Source organism: Achromobacter sp. Root170 (assembly GCF_001428165.1).
Classification (GTDB): Bacteria; Pseudomonadota; Gammaproteobacteria; order Burkholderiales; family Burkholderiaceae_B; genus Achromobacter; species Achromobacter mucicolens.
Genome location: NZ_LMHN01000001.1, coordinates 970739 through 994391, shown reverse-complemented (window position 1 = coordinate 994391; position 23653 = coordinate 970739). Strand labels below are relative to the sequence as shown.

At 67.1% G+C, this 23653-nt stretch carries 24 protein-coding genes; 14 read left to right on the top strand and 10 right to left on the bottom strand.

Translation table 11 applies throughout. The features are described 5' to 3' along the window. Positions 1–2: 2 nt before the first annotated feature. Genes glgX through treY form a run of 4 tightly spaced genes read left to right on the top strand, consistent with a single transcriptional unit; the run spans position 3 to position 8639 of the window. On the top strand, positions 3–2114 hold the full coding sequence (gene glgX, locus ASD87_RS04575; RefSeq protein WP_056317724.1) for a glycogen debranching protein GlgX: 2112 nt from the start codon (positions 3–5) through the stop codon (positions 2112–2114). After that, entirely contained in the window at positions 2111–3898 is a 1788-nt protein-coding gene (gene treZ / locus ASD87_RS04570; protein WP_056317721.1) for a malto-oligosyltrehalose trehalohydrolase, read from the top strand. The genes glgX and treZ overlap by 4 nt, the downstream gene beginning before the upstream one ends. After that, positions 3895–6015: a 4-alpha-glucanotransferase gene (gene malQ / locus ASD87_RS04565; protein WP_056317717.1), complete on the top strand. Its 2121-nt coding sequence runs from the start codon at positions 3895–3897 to the stop codon at positions 6013–6015. The genes treZ and malQ overlap by 4 nt, the downstream gene beginning before the upstream one ends. Then, entirely contained in the window at positions 6012–8639 is a 2628-nt protein-coding gene (gene treY / locus ASD87_RS04560) for a malto-oligosyltrehalose synthase (protein WP_056317715.1), read from the top strand. Before malQ ends, treY begins: the two co-directional genes overlap by 4 nt. Before the next feature lie 123 nt (positions 8640–8762). Here the strand turns inward: treY and ASD87_RS04555 are convergent, their stop codons facing one another. Together ASD87_RS04555 and ASD87_RS04550 are read right to left on the bottom strand one after the other, a co-directional pair. Next, positions 8763–8942 (bottom strand): hypothetical protein, encoded by a 180-nt coding sequence (locus ASD87_RS04555; RefSeq protein ID WP_056317712.1) that lies wholly within the window; start codon positions 8940–8942, stop codon positions 8763–8765. A gap of 177 nt (positions 8943–9119) precedes the next feature. After that, a complete protein-coding gene (locus ASD87_RS04550; RefSeq protein ID WP_056317711.1) occupies positions 9120–10031 on the bottom strand; it encodes an EAL domain-containing protein in 912 nt (303 codons plus the stop codon). 258 nt (positions 10032–10289) lie between these two features. On the opposite strand from ASD87_RS04550, the gene ASD87_RS04545 reads away from it, so the two are divergent. Both ASD87_RS04545 and ASD87_RS04540 read left to right on the top strand, forming a co-directional pair. Then, positions 10290–12413, top strand: a complete 2124-nt coding sequence (locus ASD87_RS04545; RefSeq protein WP_056317709.1) for an FUSC family protein — start codon at positions 10290–10292, stop codon at positions 12411–12413. A 115-nt stretch (positions 12414–12528) separates the two neighbouring features. Continuing rightward, positions 12529–13365, top strand: coding sequence for a universal stress protein (locus ASD87_RS04540; protein ID WP_056317706.1), 837 nt, complete (start codon positions 12529–12531; stop codon positions 13363–13365). Between the two features lie 78 nt (positions 13366–13443). Here the strand turns inward: ASD87_RS04540 and ASD87_RS04535 are convergent, their stop codons facing one another. From ASD87_RS04535 to ASD87_RS27170, 3 genes are all read right to left on the bottom strand, one after another. After that, on the bottom strand, positions 13444–14400 hold the full coding sequence (locus tag ASD87_RS04535; protein WP_056317703.1) for a 2-hydroxyacid dehydrogenase: 957 nt from the start codon (positions 14398–14400) through the stop codon (positions 13444–13446). A 149-nt stretch (positions 14401–14549) separates the two neighbouring features. After that, positions 14550–14702 carry a DUF3309 family protein gene (locus tag ASD87_RS26520; protein ID WP_076520934.1) on the bottom strand — a complete coding sequence of 51 codons (153 nt, stop codon included), beginning with the start codon at positions 14700–14702 and terminating at the stop codon, positions 14550–14552. Between the two features lie 47 nt (positions 14703–14749). Next, entirely contained in the window at positions 14750–14914 is a 165-nt protein-coding gene (locus ASD87_RS27170; protein WP_167427925.1) for a hypothetical protein, read from the bottom strand. Between the two features lie 182 nt (positions 14915–15096). On the opposite strand from ASD87_RS27170, the gene ASD87_RS04530 reads away from it, so the two are divergent. After that, complete coding sequence (locus tag ASD87_RS04530) at positions 15097–16149, top strand: DNA topoisomerase IB (protein WP_056317700.1); 1053 nt, start codon at positions 15097–15099, stop codon at positions 16147–16149. Here ASD87_RS04530 and ASD87_RS04525 read toward each other — a convergent pair whose 3' ends face one another. Further along, the gene (locus ASD87_RS04525; RefSeq protein WP_226849307.1) at positions 16150–16431 is read right to left on the bottom strand and encodes a hypothetical protein; all 282 of its coding nucleotides are present in this window, start codon (positions 16429–16431) and stop codon (positions 16150–16152) included. It lies immediately after the preceding gene. Positions 16432–16651: 220 nt separating this feature from the next. On the opposite strand from ASD87_RS04525, the gene ASD87_RS04520 reads away from it, so the two are divergent. From ASD87_RS04520 to ASD87_RS04510, 3 genes are all read left to right on the top strand, one after another. Beyond that, the gene (locus ASD87_RS04520; RefSeq protein WP_369818495.1) at positions 16652–16879 is read left to right on the top strand and encodes a four-helix bundle copper-binding protein; all 228 of its coding nucleotides are present in this window, start codon (positions 16652–16654) and stop codon (positions 16877–16879) included. A 74-nt stretch (positions 16880–16953) separates the two neighbouring features. Further along, positions 16954–17295 carry a YqjD family protein gene (locus ASD87_RS04515; RefSeq protein WP_056317694.1) on the top strand — a complete coding sequence of 114 codons (342 nt, stop codon included), beginning with the start codon at positions 16954–16956 and terminating at the stop codon, positions 17293–17295. Between the two features lie 83 nt (positions 17296–17378). After that, positions 17379–18269 carry an SDR family oxidoreductase gene (locus ASD87_RS04510; protein ID WP_056317691.1) on the top strand — a complete coding sequence of 297 codons (891 nt, stop codon included), beginning with the start codon at positions 17379–17381 and terminating at the stop codon, positions 18267–18269. A 7-nt stretch (positions 18270–18276) separates the two neighbouring features. Here the strand turns inward: ASD87_RS04510 and ASD87_RS04505 are convergent, their stop codons facing one another. Together ASD87_RS04505 and ASD87_RS04500 are read right to left on the bottom strand one after the other, a co-directional pair. Next, complete coding sequence (locus tag ASD87_RS04505; RefSeq protein WP_056317688.1) at positions 18277–18897, bottom strand: DUF4142 domain-containing protein; 621 nt, start codon at positions 18895–18897, stop codon at positions 18277–18279. A gap of 31 nt (positions 18898–18928) precedes the next feature. Then, positions 18929–19519 carry a hypothetical protein gene (locus ASD87_RS04500; protein WP_056317684.1) on the bottom strand — a complete coding sequence of 197 codons (591 nt, stop codon included), beginning with the start codon at positions 19517–19519 and terminating at the stop codon, positions 18929–18931. A gap of 170 nt (positions 19520–19689) precedes the next feature. Between ASD87_RS04500 and ASD87_RS04495 the strand changes: the two genes are divergently transcribed. Together ASD87_RS04495 and ASD87_RS04490 are read left to right on the top strand one after the other, a co-directional pair. Continuing rightward, positions 19690–19956 carry a hypothetical protein gene (locus ASD87_RS04495; RefSeq protein ID WP_056317678.1) on the top strand — a complete coding sequence of 89 codons (267 nt, stop codon included), beginning with the start codon at positions 19690–19692 and terminating at the stop codon, positions 19954–19956. 41 nt (positions 19957–19997) lie between these two features. Continuing rightward, complete coding sequence (locus ASD87_RS04490; protein WP_056317674.1) at positions 19998–20306, top strand: DUF378 domain-containing protein; 309 nt, start codon at positions 19998–20000, stop codon at positions 20304–20306. 28 nt (positions 20307–20334) lie between these two features. On the opposite strand, the gene ASD87_RS04485 is transcribed toward ASD87_RS04490, so the two are convergent. Beyond that, a complete protein-coding gene (locus tag ASD87_RS04485; RefSeq protein WP_056317672.1) occupies positions 20335–20550 on the bottom strand; it encodes a hypothetical protein in 216 nt (71 codons plus the stop codon). Between the two features lie 150 nt (positions 20551–20700). On the opposite strand from ASD87_RS04485, the gene ASD87_RS04480 reads away from it, so the two are divergent. Next, positions 20701–21075 carry a hypothetical protein gene (locus ASD87_RS04480; protein WP_056317667.1) on the top strand — a complete coding sequence of 125 codons (375 nt, stop codon included), beginning with the start codon at positions 20701–20703 and terminating at the stop codon, positions 21073–21075. 6 nt (positions 21076–21081) lie between these two features. On the opposite strand, the gene ASD87_RS04475 is transcribed toward ASD87_RS04480, so the two are convergent. Then, a complete protein-coding gene (locus tag ASD87_RS04475; RefSeq protein ID WP_056317664.1) occupies positions 21082–22467 on the bottom strand; it encodes a sigma-54 dependent transcriptional regulator in 1386 nt (461 codons plus the stop codon). A 175-nt stretch (positions 22468–22642) separates the two neighbouring features. Here ASD87_RS04475 and ASD87_RS04470 point away from each other — a divergent pair, with 175 nt between their 5' ends. Then, on the top strand, positions 22643–23647 hold the full coding sequence (locus tag ASD87_RS04470; RefSeq protein WP_082586186.1) for a sigma-54-dependent Fis family transcriptional regulator: 1005 nt from the start codon (positions 22643–22645) through the stop codon (positions 23645–23647). Positions 23648–23653 lie beyond the last annotated feature (6 nt).

The following is a 23653-nucleotide window of genomic DNA, read 5'->3' as shown; positions in this document are numbered from 1 at the left end:
CCATGGATCCGTCCCAACTGACCCGAATCACCGGCGGCCAGCCCCAACCGCTGGGCGCCACCAGCGATGGCCTGGGCGTGAACTTCGCGGTGTTTTCCGCGCACGCCACCCGTATCGAGCTGTGCATTTTCGATCCCAAGGGGCGCAAGGAATTGCGCCGCTTCGACCTGCCGGAGTGCACGGACGAAATCTGGCACGGCTATCTGCCGGATGCCCAGCCCGGCCTGCTGTACGGCTACCGCGCCCACGGCCCGTACGATCCGCAAAATGGGCACCGCTTCAACCCGAACAAGCTTCTGCTCGACCCTTATGCGCGCCAGCTGAGCGGCCCGCTGCACTGGAGCAATGCGCTCTTTGGCTACCGCATGAATCACTCGCGGCAGGACCTGAGCTTCGACCGCCGCGACAGCGCCCCCGCCATGCCCAAGGCCATCGTGGCCGATGAGGTGCCGTTCAACTGGGGCAACAGCAAGGCCCCGGACACGCCCTGGAACGACACGACGATCTACGAAGTTCACTTGCGCGGCGTGTCGATGCAGCGCGAGGACCTGCGCCAGCCGCTGCGGGGCACCTGCGCGGCCCTGGCCGATCCGCATTTCATCGAGCATCTGCAGCGTCTGGGCGTGACGGCGGTGGAACTCTTGCCGGTGTATGCCTTCCTGCAGGACCACTTCCTGACCGAGCGCGGGCTGCGCAACTACTGGGGCTACAGCACCCTGTCCTACTTCGCGCCGGAACCGGCGTACCTGATGCAGCACCCCAACGAACTGCGGCTGGCGATCCGCCGTCTGCACGCGGCGGGCATCGAGGTGATCCTGGACGTGGTCTACAACCACACCTGCGAAGGCAACGAAATGGGCCCGACGCTCTCCTGGCGCGGCCTGGACAACGCCAGCTACTACCGCCTCATGCCGGGGCAAGAGCGCTACTACATCAACGACACGGGCTGCGGCAACACGGTCAACATGTCGCATCCGCGGGTGCTGCAGATGGTGACCGACTCGCTGCGGTACTGGGCCACCTCTTACGGGGTGGACGGCTTTCGCTTCGACCTGGGCGTGACGCTGGGCCGCGAGGGCAACGGCTACGACCCCGGCTCGGGATTCTTCGACGTGATCCTGCAGGATCCGGTGCTGTCCAGGCTCAAGCTCATCTCCGAACCGTGGGACATCGGCCCGGACGGCTACCAGCTGGGCAACCACCCGCCCGGGTTCGCGGAATGGAACGACAAGTTCCGCGACACCACGCGCCGCTTCTGGCGCGGGGATGAAGGCATGCGCGGCGAGATGGCGGCGCGGCTGTGCGGGTCGCGCGACATCTTCGACCGCCGCCATCGCCGCCCTTGGTCCAGCGTCAACTACGTGGCCTCGCACGACGGCTTCACGCTGGCCGACATCGTCAGCTACGACGGCCGCCACAATGAGGCCAATGGCGAGGACGGCAATGACGGCCACTCCGAGAACTTCAGCCACAACTGGGGCGCCGAAGGGCCCACCGACGATCCGCAGATCCTGGAGACGCGCGGCCGCGTCCAACGTGCGCTGCTGGGATCGGCCATGCTGTCCGACGGCACGCCGATGCTGCTGGCGGGAGATGAATTCGGCAACAGCCAGGAAGGCAACAACAACGCCTACTGCCAGGACAACGCCATTTCCTGGCTGGACTGGACGCAGGCGCAAAGCGATGCCGGCCGGGCGCTCAGCCGCTATGTGGGACGCCTGACGGCCCTGCGCCGCGCGCATCCCAGCGTGCGCAGCGCCCGCTATGGCGATGCGGGCCAGGAGGTCCTGCCGGGCGTCCCGGCCATTTCCTGGTTCGACGCATCGGGCGCGCCGCTTGAGGGCCCGGCGTGGGACGCCGAACAGGAGCGCGTCATGGGCTTGCGCCGTGCCGCGCTGCGCCCCGAGGGCGGCGCCGACGTGACGCTGTTGCTGATGAACCCCACGCACGAAGCCGTGACCTTCACGCTGCCAGAAGCCGGATTCGCCTGGTCGTTGGAACTGGACTCGGACAAGCCAGCCGAGCCCGCGCCATGGGACGAGCCAACGGTGACGGTGGCGCCCCATAGCCTTGTCTTGATGGGACAGCGGGCGGAATCTGGAGACGCGACATGACGCATCCGTACTCATTCGGCGCCTTGCCGCTGGAAAGCGGCGTCACCCGCTTTCGGCTGTGGGCGCCGAGCGCCCCGCCCGGTCTCTTGCTGGAGGTCGAGGGCCATCCCCCGATTCCGATGCGGCCCGGCCCGGACGGCTTTGCGCAAGCCGATGTGGACTGCCCGGCGGGCGCCCGCTACCACTATCGGCTGGACGACGGCACCGTCATGCCCGATCCCGCCTCGCGTCTGCAGGACGGCGACGTGCATGGCGACAGCATTGTCGTGGCGCCCGGCGCGTACCGCTGGCGCCACCCGCAATGGACCGGCCGCCCGTGGGAAGACACCGTCATCTACGAAGTCCACGCGGGACTGGCCGGCGGCTACGCGGGCCTGATCGCGCGGTTGCCCGAATTGGCCGACATGGGCATCACCATGCTGGAGCTCATGCCCATCGCCGATTTTCCGGGAGAGCGGAACTGGGGCTATGACGGCGTGCTGGCCTATGCGCCCGACACCGCGTACGGTTCGCCCGACGATCTGAAGAACCTGATCGACACCGCGCATGGATTGGGCATGGGCGTGATGCTGGACGTGGTCTACAACCACTTCGGCCCGGACGGCAATTACCTGTCGGCCTATGCCGCGCCCTTCTTTCGCACCGATATCGACACGCCGTGGGGGGCCGCCATCGACTTCCGGCAGGAGGCCGTCAGCGCCTTCTTCAAGGAAAACGCGCTGTACTGGCTGACCGAATACCGCTTTGACGGCCTGCGCCTGGACGCTGTCCATGCCATCGCCGGACACGAGTGGCTGCACGAGCTGGCCGGCTTCGTGCGCGACAACGTCTCGGCCGAGCGCCACGTGCATCTCGTCGTCGAAAACGACGACAACCGCGCCAGTCTGCTGCGCGGCGATTTCGAGGCGCAATGGAACGACGATGCGCACCATGTGCTGCACCATCTGCTGACCGGCGAATCGCGCGGTTACTATTCCGACTACGCCGAAGCGCCCGCGCAGGCGCTGGCGCGCTGCCTGGCTGAAGGCTGGGTGTATCAAGGCCAACCCTCCGCCTATCGGGGCAACCAGCCGCGTGGCGAGCGCAGCGCCGACCTGCCGCCCACCGCCTTCGTGCTGTTCCTGCAGAACCATGACCAGACCGGCAACCGCGCGCGCGGCGAACGCCTGACCGAGCTGGTGGACAACCCCCAGCGTCTGCGTGCGGCCGTCGCGCTGCAATTGCTGGCGCCGCAGATCCCGTTGATCTTCATGGGCGAGGAACGCGGATCGCGCGCGCCGTTCCTGTATTTCACGAGCCACACCGATCCCGAACTGGCGCAGGCGGTGCGCGACGGCCGGCAACGCGAATTTTCGGCCTTTCCCGAGTTCGCCGGCGATACTCCCGCCGCGCAGTTGCCCGATCCGAACGACGAGTCCACCTACCACGCCAGCTATCCCTGGCAGGACGAGCCAGATGCCGCCCAGTGGATGCGCGACTACACGGCGCTCTTGCAATTGCGCGCGCGCATGATCGCGCCGCGGCTGGCGGGCGCGGTCAGCCTGGGCGCCGCGGCGGTGGGCGACCGTAGCGTGTTTGCGCGCTGGGAATTGGCCGATGGCGCCCGCCTGACGGTCTACGCGAACCTGGGCCCCAATCCTCAGACCGTGCCCGATTCGCTCATGCCCGGTCCGGACGTGTTCGCGACCCTGCTGTTCGAATCGCCCGCGGGCGGTCGGGACCGGCTCGCGCAAGGCGAACTGTGCCCGGACAGCACCGTCTGGCTGCTGGAGGACGCGGCATGAAGCGCACCAGTGCCGAGCCGGATGGCCTGTCCGCGCTGGCCGCCGAGGCCGGCATCGCGGAGCATTGGACCGATGCGCGCCAGCGCCCGCAGCGCGTCGCGCCGGAAACCTTGCGCGCGCTGCTGGCTGCGATGGACCTGCCGGCAGAGACGTCCCGGGACATCGCCGACAGCCGCCAGCGCTTGGCGGAACAGGCGGCGGACGCGCTGCCGCCCATGCTGGTGACGCGGTGCAACGCCCGCACGCCGCTACCCAAGACTGCGCGCGGCCCCTATCGCATCCTGTGCGAATCCGGCCACATCCTGAACGGCCATATTCAGGCGGGCGCGGACGGTATCCCGTTCCTGGTCGCACCTGACGAGCCTGGCTACCACCGTCTGCTGTTGACGTCAGCGCAGGCCACGCTGGCAGTGGCGCCGCGCGAGGCGCCGAGCCTGGCCGATCTGACCGGCGCGGCCAGCCCGCGCTGTTGGGGTCTGGCCGCACAGGTCTACAGCCTGCGCCAGGACGCGCGCGCCGACATGCCGCGCACGCACGGTTTCGGCGATTTTGGGGCGCTGCGCGAACTGGCGGTGGCCGCTGGCGAGCAAGGCGCGGACATGCTTGCCATCAGCCCGGTTCACGCGATGTACGCCGCGCAACCCGAGCGGTCCAGCCCGTATTCGCCGTCCAACCGCCTGTTCCTGAACGTGCTGTTCGCCGATCCCGCCCCCGTGCTGGGCCAGGATGCGCTGCAGCGCGCGCTGGCCGGCGTCGCCCCCGCGGCGTTGACCGCGCTGGACGAATTGGCGCGCATCGACTGGCCGGCCGCTGCGTCGATCCGCTTGCAAGGGCTGCGGTCGCTGCATGCCGAATTCGCCACCCACGGCGGCGTCAGTGAGCGGGCGCGCTATGCGCAGTTTTGCGCCGAGCGCGGCCAGGCCCTGCGCGACCACGCGATCTTTGAAGCGCTGCATGCGGCGCAACGCGCGCCCGGCGGGACGATCCCCGCGTGGCAGCGCTGGCCTGCCGCCCTGCGCGATCCCGCCTCGTCGCAGGTTAAACGCTTTGCCGAGGACCATGCGCCGGACGTGGACTTTCACCAATTCGCGCAGTGGCTGGCGGCAGAGAGCCTGGCGGCGGCGCACGCCGCGGGCCGCGAGGCCGGCATGCGGCTCGGCTTGCTCGCCGATCTGGCCGTGGGCGCCAGTCCGGACGGCAGCCACGCCTGGAGCCGTCAGGCCGACCTCATGCGCGGCATGTCCGTGGGCGCGCCGCCCGACATCTACAACCCCCTCGGACAGTACTGGGGCCTGACCGCCTTGTCGCCGCGCGCGCTGCACACCCAGGGCTACGCCGCCTTCATCGATATGCTGCGCGCCGTGCTGGCGCATACCGGCGGCGTGCGCATCGACCACATCCTTGGAATGGCGCGTCTGTGGCTTGTTCCGGAGGGCGCGTCGCCCGCCGATGGCGCCTACCTGCGCTATCCGCTGGACGACATGCTTGCGCTGATCTCGTTGGAGGCCTGGCGCCACCGCGCCTGCGCCATCGGCGAAAACCTGGGCACCGTGCCGGAGGGCTTTGACGACCGGCTCAAGGACAACGGCGTGCTCGGCATGAACGTGCTCTGGTTCATGCGTCAGGCGCCGGACGCCCAGCCGGGTCCCGACGCCCCGGCCGGTTTCACGGCGCCCGCCGAGTGGCCGCGCAACGCCGTCGCCATGACGACGACGCACGACTTGCCCACCCTACGCGGCTGGTGGGACGAGCGCGACATCGACTGGCGCGTGAAACTGGGTCTGCTCGGCGCCGACGACAGCGAGGAAAGTCTTCGCGCCGGACGGGCGTTGGACCGCGAACTGCTCTCGCGGGCGCTGGACCCAAGCCTGGCAACGCCGCCCGCCGAAGCGCCGGTGCCCGCGCTTCTGCAGTTCGTGTCCTCCAGCCCGTGTCCCCTGATGTTGATTCCGATGGAAGACGTTGCCGGCGTGCTGGACCAGCCAAACCTGCCCGGCACCATCGACACCCACCCCAATTGGTGCCAAAGGTTGCCGCTAAGCATCCGCGCGACCTTTGCCGATCCCGACACGCAGGCCCGCCTGGATGCCGCGCGCGCCGGAAGGAGACAATCTTGAGCACACCGCAAGCCACCGCCCGGCTGCAACTGCACGCAGGCTTCACGCTCGACGACGCGTGCGCCCAGGTGGATTACTACGCGGACCTGGGGGTCAGCCATCTGTATCTGTCGCCCATCACCCGCGCGCGAGCGGGCTCCACGCACGGCTACGATGTCATCGACCACGCCGTAGTCAGCCCGGAACTGGGCGGCGAACCCGCCCTGCTCCGGCTGGCCAGCGCCGCGAGGGCACGCGGCCTGGGCCTCATCGCGGATATCGTGCCCAACCACATGGCGGCCCATCCCACCAACGCGTGGTGGCGCGACGTGCTCGCCAACGGCGCGGCAAGCGCGTGGTCCGCCTACTTCGATATCGACTGGAATCGTCCCGCGCCGGCGCTGCGCAACAAGGTCCTGCTGCCCGTGCTGGGCGACCCGTACGGCGCGTCCTTGGAACGCGGCGCGATCACGCCGCAATGGGACCCGGATGCCGCCGCCCCCGAGCTGGACGTGCATGGCCAGCGCTATCCGCTGACCCCGTCGTCCGTGCCGCGCGGCGCCGCACGCGAAGCGTGGCTGCGCGAACACGACCCCGCCGAGGCGCCCGGCCGCCAGCGTCTGCATGAACTCCTGGAACGCCAGCACTACCGCCTTGCGTGGTGGCGCACCGCGCCCGACCAGATCAACTGGCGGCGCTTCTTCGAAATCAGCGAACTGGTCGGCGTGCGTGTCGAGGACGAGGCGGTCTTTGACGCCGTCCATGCGCTTGTCCTGCGCCTGTACGCCCAAGGCGTGCTGGACGGCCTGCGCATCGACCACATCGACGGGCTGGCGTCGCCCGGCGGCTACTTGCGGCGGCTGTCGGCGCGTCTGGCGCAAGCCAACGCCAGCCGGCCCGCTGCGCTGCGCCAGGACCAGCCGTATCTGGTCGTGGAGAAGATCCTGGCGCATGACGAGGCGCTGGATCCTCGCTGGCAGACCGACGGCACCACGGGCTACGACTTCATGGACCAGGTGAGCGCCGTGCTGCATGACCCGCAGGGCGAGGCGCCGCTGCGCACATTCTGGCAAGAATTGACAGGCGACGACCGCGACGCCGCCGAGCAGCTGCGCGCGGCGCGCGTGCGCATGCTGGTGCGGCACTTCCCCGCCGAACGGCAGGCGCTGGTCGGCTGCCTTGAACAGATCGCCAGCCAGGACGTGCGCACGCGCGACTGGACCGCAACAGCGATCGACCGCGCGCTGAGCGCCCTGCTGGCGGCCTTTCCCGTCTACCGCACTTACGCCGAGGACGAGGGCAGCAACCCCGCGGACGCGCATCGGCGCAACACCGCAGTTCAGGGCGCCGCGTTGGCGCTGGCGGCTCGCGAGGGTTCGGCGGACGCCACGCTGCTGGCGCAGATCGCCGAATGGTTCAATGGCCAGCCGGAGCACGCCACTGCACTACGACGCTTTCAGCAACTGACGCCGCCCCTGGCCGCGAAGGCGCTGGAGGACACCCTTTTCTACCGTTACGGGCCGCTGCTGTCTCGCAACGAGGTCGGCGCGTCGCCCGCGCGCTTCTGCCTGTCCGGCGACGAGTTCTTTCAGGCCTGTGCCGCCCGAGCCCGCACGCATCCCCGCGCCATGCTGGCCACCGCCACGCATGATCACAAGCGCGGCGAAGACACGCGGGCCCGTCTGGCCGTCCTGACGGAAATGCCGCAGCGCTGGCTGGAAGCGGCGCGTGGCTGGAACGACGCCATGCCTGCCGGCATGACGCGTGCCGACCGCTACATGCTCATCCAGACCCTGGTCGGCGCCTGGCCCTGCGACTGGCGCGCCGATCCGTCCGATTGGCCGGCCGACCGCCTGCAACCCTGGCTGGACCGTGTCGCCCAATGGCAGGAAAAGGCGCTGCGCGAAGCCAAGCTGCACACCAGCTGGACCGACCAGGACCCGGCGTACGAAGCGGCCGCAAAGGCATGTCTGAACTGGCTGGGCCACGACGCTGACGGCCGCGCCGTGCTGGCCAGCATTGCGGCCTTTGCGCTGGAAATCGCACCCGCCGGCATGGTGAATAGCTTTACCCAGACGCTGCTGCGCTGCACGTTGCCGGGCGTGCCGGACCTCTATCAGGGTACGGAACTCTGGGATTTCAGCCTCGTCGACCCGGACAATCGCAGGCCGGTCGACTACGGCCTGCGCGCCCGGCTGCTGGCCGAAGGGTCGCGCGACGTGGCAATGGACCTGTCGGAATCGGCTTGGCGCATGGGCGCGGTCAAGCAGGCCCTGATTCACCGCCTGCTCCTTGCCCGCCAGCGTACCCCCGCGCCGTTTGCGGCAGGCACCTTGCACGCCCTGCAAGCCGAAGGCAGCCAGGCGGACCACGTGCTGGCCTACGTGCGCCAACATGAGGGGCAGACGGCCCTTATCGTCGGGGCGCGCACCTGCGCGTTGCAGTTGACTGGCTATGTAAACGGGGATCCGGGCGCGGCGCGGGCGTTCTGGGGCGATACGGCACTGCGGCTGCCTGCGGCAAGCCCGGTGTTGTCCTGGCACGACCCGCTAACCGGGCGCCGGGTGCGCGCGGGCGCCGATGGCCTGCTGCCGGTATCGGAAGTGCTGCGCGATGGCCCGGCGGCGTTGTGCCTGTCTGCGTGAGCGCGAGACGGCCTTTCAAACGCAATTCGGCCCCGGATACGCCACGGAGGAGGCGCGGCCGGGGCCGTCAGGCACTACGCAGACAACCACGCGCTGGTCACGCGGCTGGCGTAGCCAGCACGTTTAGCGCTGGGTCCTGTTCTGCTGGCCTGAAGTCTGACCTTGTTGATTCCGGTCTTTCTCCATTTGCTGACCCGATTGCCCAGGCTGTTGGCCCGGCGACTGATTGCGGTCCCGCGGATTTTCCTGGGACTGTTGCTTTTGCGGTTGCTTCTGCTGGTCGGGTTGGTTCTGGTTGGCCATTACAAGTCTCCTAGTAAGCGGAGATATTCCGCCCAGATACCAGAGCAACCGGCGTGCCCAACGCAGGCGCGGCGGGCGGGTCCAGGGCAGGCATTTTCAGGGGACGGGGCCGGGGCTGGGCAATTCCCGCGCCGGTCGGTAAAAACTACGCTCGCGCAGGACGACGGCAGGCGGCGACTACGCCACCGTGCGCATGACAACGGGGCGTGTGGACTCACTTTCCTGGCTGGGACCATCGAAAGCATCCAGCCACGACGACGCATAAGCGGCGGGCGCGGCCAGCGGCTCGCCGCCGTCGCGTTGCGTGCGCAGGCGCAAGATCAGTTCGTCCAGCGGCATGGGCCGGCCCAGCGAAAAGCCCTGCCCGTAGCGGCATCCGGCCGCACGCAGCGCGGGAATGTCGGCCACGTTTTCCACCCCTTCGGCAACCACGCGCCAGCCCAGCCGGGTAGCCAGCTCCGCGGCGGTGCGCAGCACCTCGAAAGCCACGGCGCTGCGGCGCATCCGCGTCACGAAATACTGGTCGATCTTCACCTCCGACAGCGGAAGCGCCGACAGCAGCTTGAGCGACGCATGGCCGGTGCCGAAATCGTCCAGGCTGACTTCGCAACCCGCCTCTTCCAGCCGAAGCAGCGACGCGCGCAGCACGTCCAGATCATGGATGGGTTGGTCTTCGGTCAATTCCACGCGCACCAGCGAGGGTGGCAATTCAGCGGACCGCACGCGATCCAGCAGGAAATCGATGCAGCGCGCCTCGGAAAGCGTGGTGGCCGGCGCATTGATCGCCAGCGGCACCGCCAACCCCAGGCGGCGCAGTGTCTGGAGCGCATCGATGACCCGCACGCAGACGCGCTCGAACAGCACGCAGTCCAGCCCTAGCCGGTTCACGGCCGGGATGAAGTCCGACGGCATCACGATGCCCAGTTGCGGATGCTGCCATCGGACCAATGCTTCGGCCGATACGATCCGGCCCGTCAGCAGGTCCACTTGCGGCTGCAGGAGCACGCGCAGCCCGTCCCGGCTGGTGATCATGGCGGTAATTTCCGCATCGCTGACCACGGAATTTTGGCAAGGCTCAGTGTTGATCATGGCTTGCTCCAGATGCGCTCCGACGTGACGCCTGCGCTGTCCGGGCGCAGATCGGGACACGATATTCGGGCATTCTGCGCTCACTCCGCCATAAAGTCACACACATGTAACCAGAGGTGTTAAGGTGCGGAAATTCATGTTTCACGCGGCGTTGCGGGCCCCCTGCAACATACGCCTGACGGTGTCTTGTCGACATGGTAGGGTTGCCGTCTTCGGGCCCGGCCCGCGTTCCATTTCCGCTGTATTTCCCCTCTTCGCGTGACTAGTCTGCTTACCCGTTGGCGCGCTTCCCTGCGCAATGTGCTGTGGCTCGACGCCCTGCAAGCCGCCGCCATCAGCGCGGCCCCCGTCATCCTTGCCGTGCTGGTGCACGAACCGCGGTTGGGCTGGACCGCCATCGCGGCGTTCTGGGCCTGCTTCGGCGACCCCGGCGGCCCCTTGCGCAAGCGCGCGGGATCGATGCTGGCGCTGGGCCTGATCGGCGCCTTGTTCTGCCTGCTGGCCAGCGCCAGCGCGGCGCACCTCTGGCTGCTGTTGCCTCTTACGTTTGTCTGCTGCACGTTCGGCGGGCTGCTCCGCGTGCTGGGACCGGCCGCCGCCATCGTGGGAACCCTGCTGTCGGCCGGCTTCGTCGTGGCCGCCGAGCTGCCCGCGCCGACGCTGATGGAAAGCCTCTGGTACACGCTCTTCTTCCTGGCGGGCGCGGTCTGGGCCATCCTGATGACGGCGCTCGTCTGGCGCCGCCGTCCCTGGAAGGACGCGACCCATGCGGTCGCGCACTGCTACCGGGGGCTGGCCGATTTTTCCGACGCGCTGGCTCGCATGTATTCGGGCCTCGCACCCGCCGCGGGGCAACAAGCCTGGACCGCCGTCGTCAAGCCCCAGCGCAGCGCCCAGCGCGCCGCGCTGGAAGCCGCCCGCGTCCGCATTCGCGAAGTGCTCGATGCCCGGCCATCGCGCCGGGCCCGCGCGCATCAATTGATGTATCTGCTGGACAGCGCCGAGGACAGTTTCATCGCACTGGTCGCGGCCGCCGACCTGCTGGAATCGAACGCCCCGCGCTGGCTAGGCCGTAGCGCCGGCGCCCACTTGTCGCACGCCCTGCACCGCTACGGCAGCGTCTGCGACGCCATCGCCAGCACCTCCGATGTCAGCGATGCCAAGCAGGCCGATTGCCTGCGCGAGCGCCTGGCCCACTACAACGCCGGGCTGCGCGATCTGCGCGGCGGCGCAATGGCCTACGCGCCCGACCTGGCCACCGTGGTGCCGGTACTGGACCGCCTGCTGCATACCGCTCAGGCGGTCTCCCACACCCTTTTCGACCAGGGCGCCGCACCCGCCGCGCCCGCCCAACGCGCCCGAGACGCAAGCGGCGCGCGCCAGGCCTGGCAAACGTTGCGCCAGAACCTGCGGTTCGAATCCGATGCTTTCCGCCATGCGTTTCGCGTCGGCGTGGGCGCCACCATTGCCGTCGCGCTGTCCAAGACCTTTGCCGTCAACCACGGCTACTGGATGTCGCTGACGCTGGTCTTCATCCTGCAGCCGTATTTCGCGACGACGTGGCAACGCACCGTCGAGCGCGTTATCGGCAGCGTGGCGGGCGCCATCGGCGCCTCGTTGCTGGGACTTCTGCTCAGCACGCCGCTGTCGGTGGCGCTGGCGGTGCTGCCGATCGCGCTGGGCACGTTTGCCGCGCGCACCATCCATTACGCGCTCTTCACCTTTTTCCTCACCTCGCAGTTCGTGCTGGTCAGCCACATCCAGCAGCCCGAGATCTACGAGCCCATGCTGGCCGCGCTGCGCGCTTTCAACAGCGTGCTGGGCGGCATCCTGGCGCTGCTGGTGGGCTTTCTGGTCTGGCCCGAGAAGGAACCGCGGCAGCTTGCCGGCGCCCTCGCGCGAGCGCTGCAGCGGCACGCGGACTACGCGTTGTCCCTCACGCAGGAAAAGAGCGGCGACGCGTCTTCGCAGGACATCGTCGGCCTGCGCAGGCTTGCCTGCCTGTCGGCCGACAATGCCGAGGCTTCCCTACAGCGGCTTCAGCAGAATCCGGTGCATCGCGAGCGCAACGTGGACACCGCGGTGAACCTGCTCAACGCCATGCGCCGCATCACGGCGGCGGGCACGGTGCTGGAAATTCAGCCAGCGCTGCCCCCGGCGTCAGCGGCGGCCGCCGCGCTGCGCGACTACGGCGCGGTGCTTGCGCACGTGCTGCACCCCGAAGGCCCCACCCCACCCGGAGACGCACGCCGCATCGGCGTCCCGCCGGTCATCGCCGACGCCGAACCGGCGCTCGCCGCCCCGCTGGACCGCATCGCCCAGCAGGCGCGCCAGATCCGGCAACTGCGCGAACGCGTGCAGCGCGACGAAACGGCGCAATAACGGCCTCTCATTGCGCCGGCGAGGCCAAACTCAGACAGGTTTGACGCACATCAATGGAGCCTGCGGGCGAAACGGCAACCATACGGTGGCACGCTTTTAACCAAGGAGGCCCACCATGTACCGCCGCATTACCGTCCACCTGGACCACGGGTTTGACTGCGCCCGCCGCACCGCGCTGGCGCTGGGACTGGCCAAGCGCCACAAGGCCGAACTGGTAGGGGTCTACGCCAGCTCCGCGCCGCCGCAGTACTACTACGGCGAATCCGTCATGATGTCGCGCACGCTGAACATCATGAAAAACCTGCAGGCACAGAATCGGGGTGCGGTACAGAACGCCTTTCTGGAAGCGGCAGCGGCCGCCGACGTGCCGGCCGTCGTCCGGGCCGGCGAATCCTCGCCCAGCGCCACCGTTGCCCTGCACGGCCGGGCCAGCGACCTCATCATCGTCAGCCAGCAAAACCGCGACGACGTCGAAGCCGCGCACGAAAACGAATTCGTTGAACAAACCTTGCTGACCGCCGGCCGCCCCGTCATGGTGCTGCCGTCCAGCGGTGATTTTCCGGTGGTCGGCGATCGCGTCCTCTTGTGCTGGGACGGCAGCCGCGAAGCCGCCCGCGCGCTGGCCGATGCGGCACCGCTGCTACAGGGCGCCTCGCATGTGGTCGTGCTGACCATGGACGAAGGGGCCGCCACGCGCAACGTCGAATCCATCCCCTTCGAAGACCTGGCCACCTATTGCGTCGCGCATGGCATCCCCGCGCCCGATCACGTGCGCCGCGACATCAAGGGCGTCGGCGTGGGCAGCACCATCCTGAATGCCGCCGCGGATTACAGCGCGGACCTGATCGTCATGGGCGCGTACGGCCACAGCAAGTTCCGGGAATGGGCCATGGGCGGCGCCACCGCTTCCATCCTCAAAAGCATGACCGTGCCCATCATGTTCTCGCACTAACGCGCATCCCCTGCCCGTCCACACGAAGCCGCGCCCCTCACCGGGCGCGGCTTCGGTGCATTCCGGAGCGGAGCAGTATCAGGCCGCCTCGGGCTGCGCGTCGCGAACCGGCGTTAGCACCGGCTTGCCCGCAAAATGCGCCGTGGCGTTTTCCAAAAACAGCGCAACCGTGGCGGCCACGGCTTCGGGCGAGCGGCCCGCGCTGTGCGGCGTCAGCACCACGTTGTCCAGTTGCTTGAGCGCATCGGGTATGGACGGCTCGCCGTCCACCACGTCCAGGCCGGCGCCCGCGATGCGCCGCTCGGCCAGCGCCGCGATCAGCGCGTTGGTATCGACCACGCTGCCCCGCGCGATATTGATCAGATACCCATCCGGACCCAGCGCCTCCAGCACACTGGCATCAACCAGGTGATGCGTGCCGGCGCCGCCCGGGGTGGCCACCACCAGAAAGTCCGATTCCGCGGCCAGCGCGCGGGGGTTGTCGAAATAGGTGTAGCCCGACTCCGGCCGGGCGCGGCGGTTGTAATACCCGACGCTCATGCCGAACCCATTCGCGCCCCGGCGGGCGATTTCCAGGCCGATGGTGCCCAGGCCCAAAATGCCCAGCCGCTTGCCGCTGACCTGCGGCCCCATGAAGCCGCTCCAGTGGCCCTGCCGGACCCAGGCGTCCGCCTGCGGCAGCCGGCGCGCCGCGCCCAGCAGCAGCGCCATTGCGTGATCGGCGACAGAAACCGCATTGGCGCCCGGACCGTTCGTCACGACAATGCCGCGCGCATGCGCCGCCAAGAGATCGATGTTTTCATAGCCGACGCCCAGCGAACAAACGATGCTCAAGTTCGGCAGCGCGGCCATTTCGTCGGCCCGCAGGCCAGTGGCGCCACGCGTCAGGACGGCGCGGATCTGCCCGCCATGCGCCTGGATGGCTTGCGCGCGGGTCTGGTCGGTGGTGGCGAGAATCGGGCGAAAGCCCTGGGATTCGATGACGGGAAGATAGTCCTGAACGCTGTCGATCAGGATGAGTAAGGGGATGCTCATGGGGCTGCGGGATCTAGGTGGGTTGCTGCTGAAACCCGCAGATCTTACGCCCGACGCGGCGCGCGCGCCAGGACGGCAGGGCCGCCCCGGGCCCTGCTGGCGGCCCGCCAGACGCGCTGGCGTCCGGCGGCCATCGGCGTGTCATGGCGCTATATGCGTCCCATCAACAGCAGCACGATGAGCACGATCACAACGATGCCCAAGAGGCCGCTCGGGTAGTAGCCCCAGCTACGGCTATGAGGCCAGGCGGGGACGGCGCCGATGAGCAACAGGATCAGGATGATCAGCAGGATGGTCGACATAATGACTCCTTGGATTTATTGATTTGAGTTGTGGAAGGGGCGAAGGATCAGGCGTCTTTCGGCGGCACGATTTCCTTGACGGGCGGGGACAGCGGCGGCAAGTCCACGTCCGGCTCATCGGTATCCGGGTCTACCGGCAAGTCCCCGGGCGGCGAGCCGGGCGGGATCGGATCCGGCTTCGGCGGCACATGTAGTTGCAGGACGGTTTGCATTGCACTCTCCTCTGAAGATTCTCTCGCGGGCAGCGCGGCCGGTCGGCGGGCGTTTCCGGCGGCGCGATTGCCGACAAGGCATTCAGCAAGCGGCGTGCCCAAAGCCTTCCACGCCCGCGATCGCCGCCGCCGGGAACGCGGCATGCTGTAGCCCAGCGCTACCGCGCGCACCCGGAGATTGAATGAGCACCCGCACGCAAAAGGACCCGGATCCGTTGCCCGTCGAAGAGGCATCGCTGACCTATGTGGACGACACGCAGCCCGGCTATACCCGCGTGCGCGTCAACGCCCATACGTTTCACTATCTGGACGAGAAAGGCGCGCGCATTACCGACGAGGCGCAGATCCAGCGCATCAACGCCCTGGCCATCCCGCCCGCGTACGAAAACGTATGGATCTGCCCGCTGGCGGACGGGCATCTTCAGGCCACGGCGCGCGATGCGCGCGGCCGCAAGCAATATCGCTATCACCCCGGCTGGACGGCGGTGCGCGACGCCACCAAATACAAGAATCTGCTGTCCTTCGGCCACGCGTTGCCCCGAATCCGGCGTCACGTCGAGCGCGACATGAAGATACCGGGTCTCACGCAGGACAAGGTGGTCGCGACCCTGGTCCGCCTGCTGGAGATCACCCTGATCCGCGTTGGCGGGCGCGAATACGCGCGTGCCAACAAGTCTTACGGCCTGACAACGCTCAAGCGCCGTCACACGACCGTGGCCGGCAGCCGTTTCCGGTTCAGATTCCAGGGCAAGAGCGGCGTGGCCCACGACGTCACGGTCACGGACCGGCGCGTGGCGCGCATCATCAAGCAATGCCTGGACATCCCGGGCCAGCAGCTGTTTCAGTATCTGGATGCCGACGGCGACAAGCGCCCTGTCGATTCGGGCGCGGTCAACGCCTACCTGCGTAACGCCGGCGGCGGCGAATACACCGCCAAGCACTATCGCACCTGGGCCGGCTCCGTGATGGCCTTTGCCGCGCTGCAGGCGCGCCCGTTCGAAGACGAGCGCCGCGCCAAGCAGGAGGCGGTGGATGTGATCAAAGCCGTGTCAAAACGGCTGGCGAATACGCCCGCCGTGTGCCGCGCGTGCTACGTGCACCCGGCCATTATGGAGGCCTACCTGACCGGCACGCTGCCCGCGCGCACGGCCGCCCCAGCAGGGCCCCGCGGGCTCAGCGCCGACGAGCGGCGCCTCCTCGCCTTTCTTCATGAGCAGGACGCCGGCGATGCGTAATCAGAGAATCGAGGAGCGCGCGTTCTTGGCGCGGGGCTGCGGGGCGGAGCCGTCGGCCCAATTGGATTCGGTCTTGTTGTCGACCACCTCGCGCTTGTCGCGCGCGGCCTCGTCGGGTGTATCGGCATCGGGTTTATCCGGTAGATTTGGCACGTCGACGGGACCGCTCGGCGGCAGTATCTTAGCGTTGTCCTGCGCGGATTTGCCGGCGCGCGCCGGCGAGGTGGTTTTGGATGTGGACGAAGGTTTCACGGTGTTCTCCCGCCAGTTGCGAACCTTCATCCTACGGCCCCTCGCCCGCAGGAAAAACTGTCAAGACCTTCAAATTGCAAGCGGATGTGCCGCCGCGCCAGCCGCGCCTGTGTGGCCGGGCGGCCGCGGCCGCTCACAAGGAGATGCAATGCGAGACCCAAACTTCGAACAATGTGTGCAAGCCTGCTATGAATGCGCGGTAGCGTGCGATCAATGCGCGGCCGCGTGCCTGCGGCAGAATCCGGCGCAGATGCGCGCAAGCATCGCCTTGTGCACCGATTGCGCCGAAGTCTGCCGTTTGTGCGCGGCCATGCTGGCCCGCGGCGGAGAATTCGCCCAGGCGCTCTGCACCTTGTGCGCGCTGGTCTGCGATGCCTGTGCGCGGCAATGTTCCACGCACGACGCCGAGCACTGCCAGATCTGCGCGGGCGCCTGCATCGCCTGCACGCTGGCATGCCGAGACATGGTCGAGGCGTAAGCCTCGCCCCGCCGCGCGGCCGCCCGGGCCGGCCGCAACGGCGCATTTTTCCGCCCGACAGTCAGGAGCTTTCGATGGCCACCACGAATACCCCCATGCCTTCCGACTTCCCCGAGAACGGCCCCGACAATCGTGGCGCCTACAGGCGCTCGCGGCATCCGGAAAGCTGGATCGACGAGTTGGAAGCCACGCTCAGCGACACTTCGGCAACGGACCTTGAAGCCCTGAAGGCGCGCTTGAACGACCAGCTGCAAGCCACGCGCCAGAGCCTGCGCGAGGCGTCCGACAACGCCCATGACCTCATGCGCGAGACCCTGGACTGCACCGAGGACTACATCCACGCGCGTCCCTGGCAGGCAGTCGGCCTGGTGGCGGGCGCGGCTTTTCTGCTGGGCGTCATCGTCGGCCGCCAGTAGGCCGTTCCCGTGCGGTCGCCGGGAACGGCGTTTGCTCGACTTCCACTGCAAGGCGCATCCCGCGCCGCCCAATGGGAGAACACATGAGCACCCCCAAAAGCGCCCAGACCGGCGACCGCCCTCACCCCACCCCGCCCATGCCGGCGCAGCACCTGGACGAACAGCCAGGCGTTGAAGCCGACATGGTGCTCAAGCCCCAGTATCAGGCGCCCGGCTACAAAGGCAGCGGCAAGCTGCAAGACAAGGTTGCGATCATCACCGGCGCCGACTCCGGCATCGGCCGGGCCGTCGCCGTCCTGTTTGCCCGCGAAGGCGCGGACGTCGCGGTGATGTACCTCGATGAACACGAGGACGCCCGGGAGACCAGCCGCGCCGTGCAGGCTGAAGGCCGCCAGTGCCTGCTGATCCCGGGCGACGTCCAGGATTCTGCCTTCTGCAACGAGGCCGTCGCGCAGGTGGTCAAGCACTTCGGCAAGCTCGACATCCTGGTCAACAACGCGGCCTACCAGCGACACACCGAGACGCTGCCGGAAATCAGCGACGAAAAATGGGACAAGACGCTGCGCACCAACATCAGCGCCTATTTCTACATGGCGCGCGCCGCGCTGGAACACCTGAAGCCCGGCAGCGCCATCATCAATACGGGATCAGTCACGGGTCTGAATGGCAGCGGCCAGTTGCTGGACTACTCATCGACCAAAGGCGCCATCCACGCGTTCACCCGTTCGTTGGCCTCGAACCTGGCCGAAAAGGGTATTCGTGTGAACGCGGTCGCGCCCGGTCCCGTCTGGACGCCGCTCAATCCGGCCGACCGAAGCGCCGAAGACATCAAGTCATTTGGTGAAAAGACCGATCTGGGACGCCCCGCTCAGCCGGAGGAAATCTCGCCCGCCTACGTCTTTCTGGCATCGCCCGAATGCTCGAGCTATATCACGGGCATCGTGCTGCCCATCACGGGCAGCGCGGGCGACTGAGCGATCCTCACTTCTCCGGCACCACCGACGCCGGCGCGGCGCGCGACGCCGGGGAAACCGGCGGCGCTTCGCCCTTCGGCGCCGGATGGATCTTGTCGCCATTGACGGCGGGCTCGCGACCCAACGCGCGGCTCATCGCGTAGTGATCGCTCAACATCGGCAAGGTGCGCGTCGCAAAGTCGCGCACCTGCGCATCTTCCGACTCCTTGGCGGCTGTTTCGAATAGGCGATTGGCTGTCGCGTGCGCGTCCACGGCAGCCTTCTTGATATACACCTGGTCGAACTCGGCGCCAGTCTTTTCCCGCAATTCATGCAGCGTGGCGCGATCGGGCTCGGCCGGCTGATCGGGCAGCGAGATGTTCTTGGCCGCTGCCAACGCGTGGATCTCCTTGTTCACCGCCGTGTGCTGTTCAAGCATCTTGGCCGCAAACGCGCGCACCTGCGCGTCCTTGGCGCGCTTGCCTGCCAGTTCGGCGGCCTGCACTTCGAAAATTCCCGAACCCGAGGCAGCCTGCAGGAAGCGCGCGTCCGAGGCGTCCAGTTCCGCGGCGTGCGATAGCGGGCCCGCGCCCGCAAGCACAACCGCCGCGGCAAGCGCGGCGAATGACGTTTTAGTGAATGGCTTCATGGTGCTGTCTCCGTGCGTGACTGGGCGGGGCTCAATTGGCGGTGGTCGGCGCTTCCACCCGGCGCGGCGGATCCAGCGGATCAAAATCCTGCCACTTGCCGTCCTGCCATCGGCCATTGGCCCGTTCGATGTCGGTGCCACCCGCGGCGCGCAAGATCTGGCGGGCTTGCTGCTCGCGCCCAAGGTCCACGTGCAGCGCCAGCATGACACCGGCCTGGCGCACGGGCGGGTGCGATTTCTCGGGCTCTCCGGGCGCGGTGCGAACCCGCTTCTTGCGGCCGATCACCCACATGGCGCCCGCCAACGCCCCGATGTAGGCACCCACCCCGGCGGCGGCAATCGTGATGAAGATCGAGGCGGCCAGTTGCGCGGCGATCAGCCCCGCCACCAACGCAAACACCAGCCCCAGCAACGACGCACCGGCCACCGCGCCAAAATGCCCGCCTTTGGCATCGGGGTCCGCGACCCGATCGCCCCCCAGCGGAAAGCGCCCATGCTCGCCAGCAATGCTGACGTAAAAAGTGTGGATGTCATCCTCGGTATAGCCCTCGGCGAACAACTTCTGGGCGGCCAGCGTGGCTTCGTCGAAGGTCTGGAACCGTGCAGCGACAATCAAGGACATGACAATCTCCCGGGGAAAAATTTTCAATCAAGGAGCAACTTCCATACCTGCGCTGCCGAAACCGCCCTGCCCCTCGCGACCTCGGCATGGCGCTTGCTGCCTGCTCCGCACCCGCTGCCGCGCGCACCGCCTGTTCCGATCCCGCGCGCGCCCTTATCCGGAGAATGCCCATGCCCCGTGTACCCGACACCGATATAAACCTTGACGAAAGCGGCCGTCCCGATCTGGGTCCCAGCGATTCTTCAGACTCGGCTAGCGACCTGCCGCGCGACCTCAGGCATACCGATAGCGACTCCCAGGCCACGGGCGAACGCGAGAGCGTCGAGCCGGACTTTCAGGACGACGACGGCGCGGATGTGGCGACCGACCGCGTCACCGACGCGGACGAAGCCGGCCTCTCGCACGACGCGCCCGATCCGGTCCGCAACGGTGGCTGAGGCCAAACCGGCCCCGGCGCCGCACTCCCTGAGGAACGACGATGGAAATATCCCGTACTGAGGAATTGCTACCCGGGTCCGAGCCCGGCGAGGGACTGCCGGCGCCCGAGCCTGCCCGCGGCGAAGCGCGGCGCTGCCTGTCCGTGGTGGATTGGATGGCGCTGATCGCCGTCGTGGCCGGTGGTTTGAACAGCGGTTTGATCGCCGCCGTCAATCTGGATGTGATCGAGAAAATTTTCCCGCACATGGCGGCGGCGCGCACCGTCTACGGCGTGATCGGCATCGCGGCGTTGTATTGCGTCGTGATGCTTTTTCGTCTGGCCGACGAATTGGGCGAACCGGCCCGCTGACAGCAAGCCGTTTCGTCCGCCAAGCGCATTAATTGCCGTCAGGCCGCTTGCCCGGATACTGCCCGCCCTCTTCAAATTCCGGCCCCTTGCGGTTCGGCGTTTTATCCGAATGCCGTTTATAAGGCTGATCGTTTTCGGTCGGCTTATCCGCGCCAAACTGACCGCTCTGGTTTGCCGCTTCCGTATCGTCCTTGGGGGTGTTGGCCTTGGACTTGGCGGGCTGCTGATCGTGTGGGGTCGTCATGAATCATCTCCTTGATACGCGCCATCCGTGAATCGCGCATGGCCTCGCCCCTTCTGCGCAAGTGCCATGCCTGGAAATCCTGGGCACGTTACTTGCTCTAGGGGTAGTCGGGTCCGCCAACTACCGGATCACTTACCCAAGGAGTCAGTCATGAATCTGTCCAAAACGATTTGCCCCGCTTTTGCCCTGTGCTTTTCCGTCCTGGCTTTCCAAGCCTCCGCGCAAACGGGCACGACCGGCGTTCGCACGAACGATCAGATCGACAACCAATACAAAATGGACAAAAAGCAATGCGACGGCATGAAGGGCAATGCCAAGGACGTCTGCCAGAAGCAGGCCGAAGCCACGCGCGACAAGGCCAAGGCCGACGCCAAGGCCGCGAAGGAGAAGGCCGAAGCCTCCCACGACGCGGCCAAGACGCGCAACGATGCCGACTACAAGGTCGGCAAGGAAAAGTGCGATGCCATGTCCGGCAACGCCAAGGACGCCTGCATGGCTGACCTGAAGACCCGCTTCAACAAGTAAGCGGCGTCAGGCGGATTCCCGGGACGGTCCACCCGTCCGGGAATTCTCGCCGGGCAGCACGTAGCCTGCTGCCGCGTATTCCTCAAGACGGTTGTAGAGCGTCTTGGGACTGATCCCCAACACTGCAGCCGCCTGTTTCTTGACCCCATTGCATCGCTCGAGGGTGGCCAGGATCAGACGACGATCGGCTTCGGCCAAGGTCTCGCCAACCGGCACGCTGACTTGCCCGCCGGCCGACTCGCCCGCTGGCGATACCTGCGGCACAAGCATGTCCAGATCCAGCACATCCCCATCGGCCATGATGAACGCGCGCCGCACGAAGTTCTTCAGCTCGCGGACGTTGCCTGGCCATTCATACTGCGCGAGTGCGGCCGCCGCCTCGGGCGAGAAATCCTTGTTCTTGCCGGATTCCTCGTTGAGCGCATGCAGAAAGCGCTGCGCCAGAAAGAGGATGTCGCTGCCGCGGTCGCGTAGCGCCGGCAGCTCGATGGGAAAAACGCTCAGCCGGTAGTACAGGTCTTCACGCAGCTTGCCCTCTTGCACGGCCTGTTCCGGATTCCGGTTGGTCGCAGCCACCACGCGAATGTCGCAGGCAATTTCCCGGTTGGTGCCCACGCGCATGAATTGGCCGGTTTCCAGCACGCGAAGCAGCTTGACCTGCAGGTCAAGCGGCATTTCGGTGACTTCGTCCAGGAACAACGTGCCTCCGTCGGCGCGCTCGAAGTACCCCTTGTGCTGGCGGTCCGCGCCGGTGAAACTGCCGCGCTCGTGCCCGAACATTTCACTTTCGATCAGGTTGGGCGAGATCGCGCCGCAATTGACCGCGATGAACGGCCGCTGCCGGCGGGGGCTGAGTTCGTGGATGGCGTGAGCGGCCAGCTCCTTGCCGGTGCCGCTTTCGCCGATCAGCAAGGTGGTGACCGTGGTGGGCGCCACGCGCCCGATCTGACGATACAGCGTCTGCATGCGTTCGGACTTGCCATACAGCTTGCCGAACCGGCCCGGTTCTTCGAACGGGGTGCCGGGCATTTCGCCGCCCGAATTGGTCATGATCCGCTTCAGGATCTCTTCGAGGCGCTCCATGCAGATGGGCTTGACCAGATAGTCGGTCGCACCCAGACGCAGGGCCTGCACGGCGTTGTCGACAGTACCGTGGCCGGTCATCACCACCACTTCTGCACTGTGCACGGCAACGTTCTTGAAAATGTCCATGCCGCTGCCGCCCGGCAGCCGGACGTCCGTCAACACCAGGTCGGGCGCTTGCCGTTCGAGCTGGATGAGGGCGTCCTTGACGCTGGCCGCCAGGGCCACCGAAAACCCGCTTTCTCGGCCGATTTCGGCCAGTGTTTCCCGTATGGCATCGTCGTCATCGACGATAAGCAGGTGAGGCATGCTATCTCCGTATCCCTTCCATAACCGTCAGAATAGTCACTATGAGGTCGGCCGGCGCAAATATCTGCCAGTTTCCAACAACGTTTTCCAATACTTGCAACTCGTCGCAATCAGACAGCGGACCGCCCTCTACGATGCGATTATTGCAGGCCCGCTTTCGGGACTAGGAATCAGCATGGCCAGTCGAAATACCGCTACACGCGCCAACGCGCCTTCCCCCACTTCCGTTTTTGCGGACACCAGCGGCATGTCGCCGCAAATGCGCAAACTGGGAAACCAGATCGCACTTGCCGCGGCTACCGATGCAAGCGTGTTCATTATCGGCGAAAGTGGGGCCGGCAAGGAAATCGTTGCCCGCGCCATCCACGAGGCGAGCGAACGCCGCGACCAACCCTTCGTCGCCGTCAATTGCGGCGCGATCAGCGGATCGCTGGCGCATGCCGAGTTGTTCGGCCATGAGAAAGGCAGCTTCACGGGCGCCGTGTCGCAAAATGCCGGGTACTTCGAGTACGCAAGCGGCGGCACGCTGTTTCTGGATGAAGTGACGGAAATGCCGCCGGACATGCAGGTGCATTTCCTGCGGGTGCTTGAAGTGGGCACGTATCAGCGCGTGGGCGGCACGGACCTGCTGCGCGCCAATGTGCGCGTCATCTGCGCCAGCAACCGGGACCCGGCCGCCTCCGTTGCGGATGGCCGCCTACGCCAGGACTTCCTGCACCGTCTGCTGGTGATTCCGCTGCGCGTGCCGCCGCTGCGCGAGCGCGGCGACGACGCCCTGCTGCTGGCGCACCAATTCCTGGATACGCTCAATGCGCAGCACGGCACGCAAAAGACGTTTTCGCCGGCCATGCTAGAGGCGATCAAGGCGCACGACTGGCCGGGCAACGTGCGCGAACTGCGCAACGTGGTTCAGCGCGCGTACATCATGGCCGATGCCCAGCTGGACGCTGACTTGGCGACGCGAAACCGCGGGCCCAGCCAGGCACAGGTCCGCGACGGCTCGCTGAACTTTCCGGTGGGCATGCCGCTGGGCCGCGCCCAACGCGAATTCATCCTGGCCACGCTGGCCCACCATGCGGGCGACAAACGCCTGGCCGCCGAGACGCTCGGGGTCAGCCTGAAAACGCTCTACAACCGGCTGGACGTCTATGAAAAGGACGAGCCCGAAAAAGCTGCCTGAGCAGTT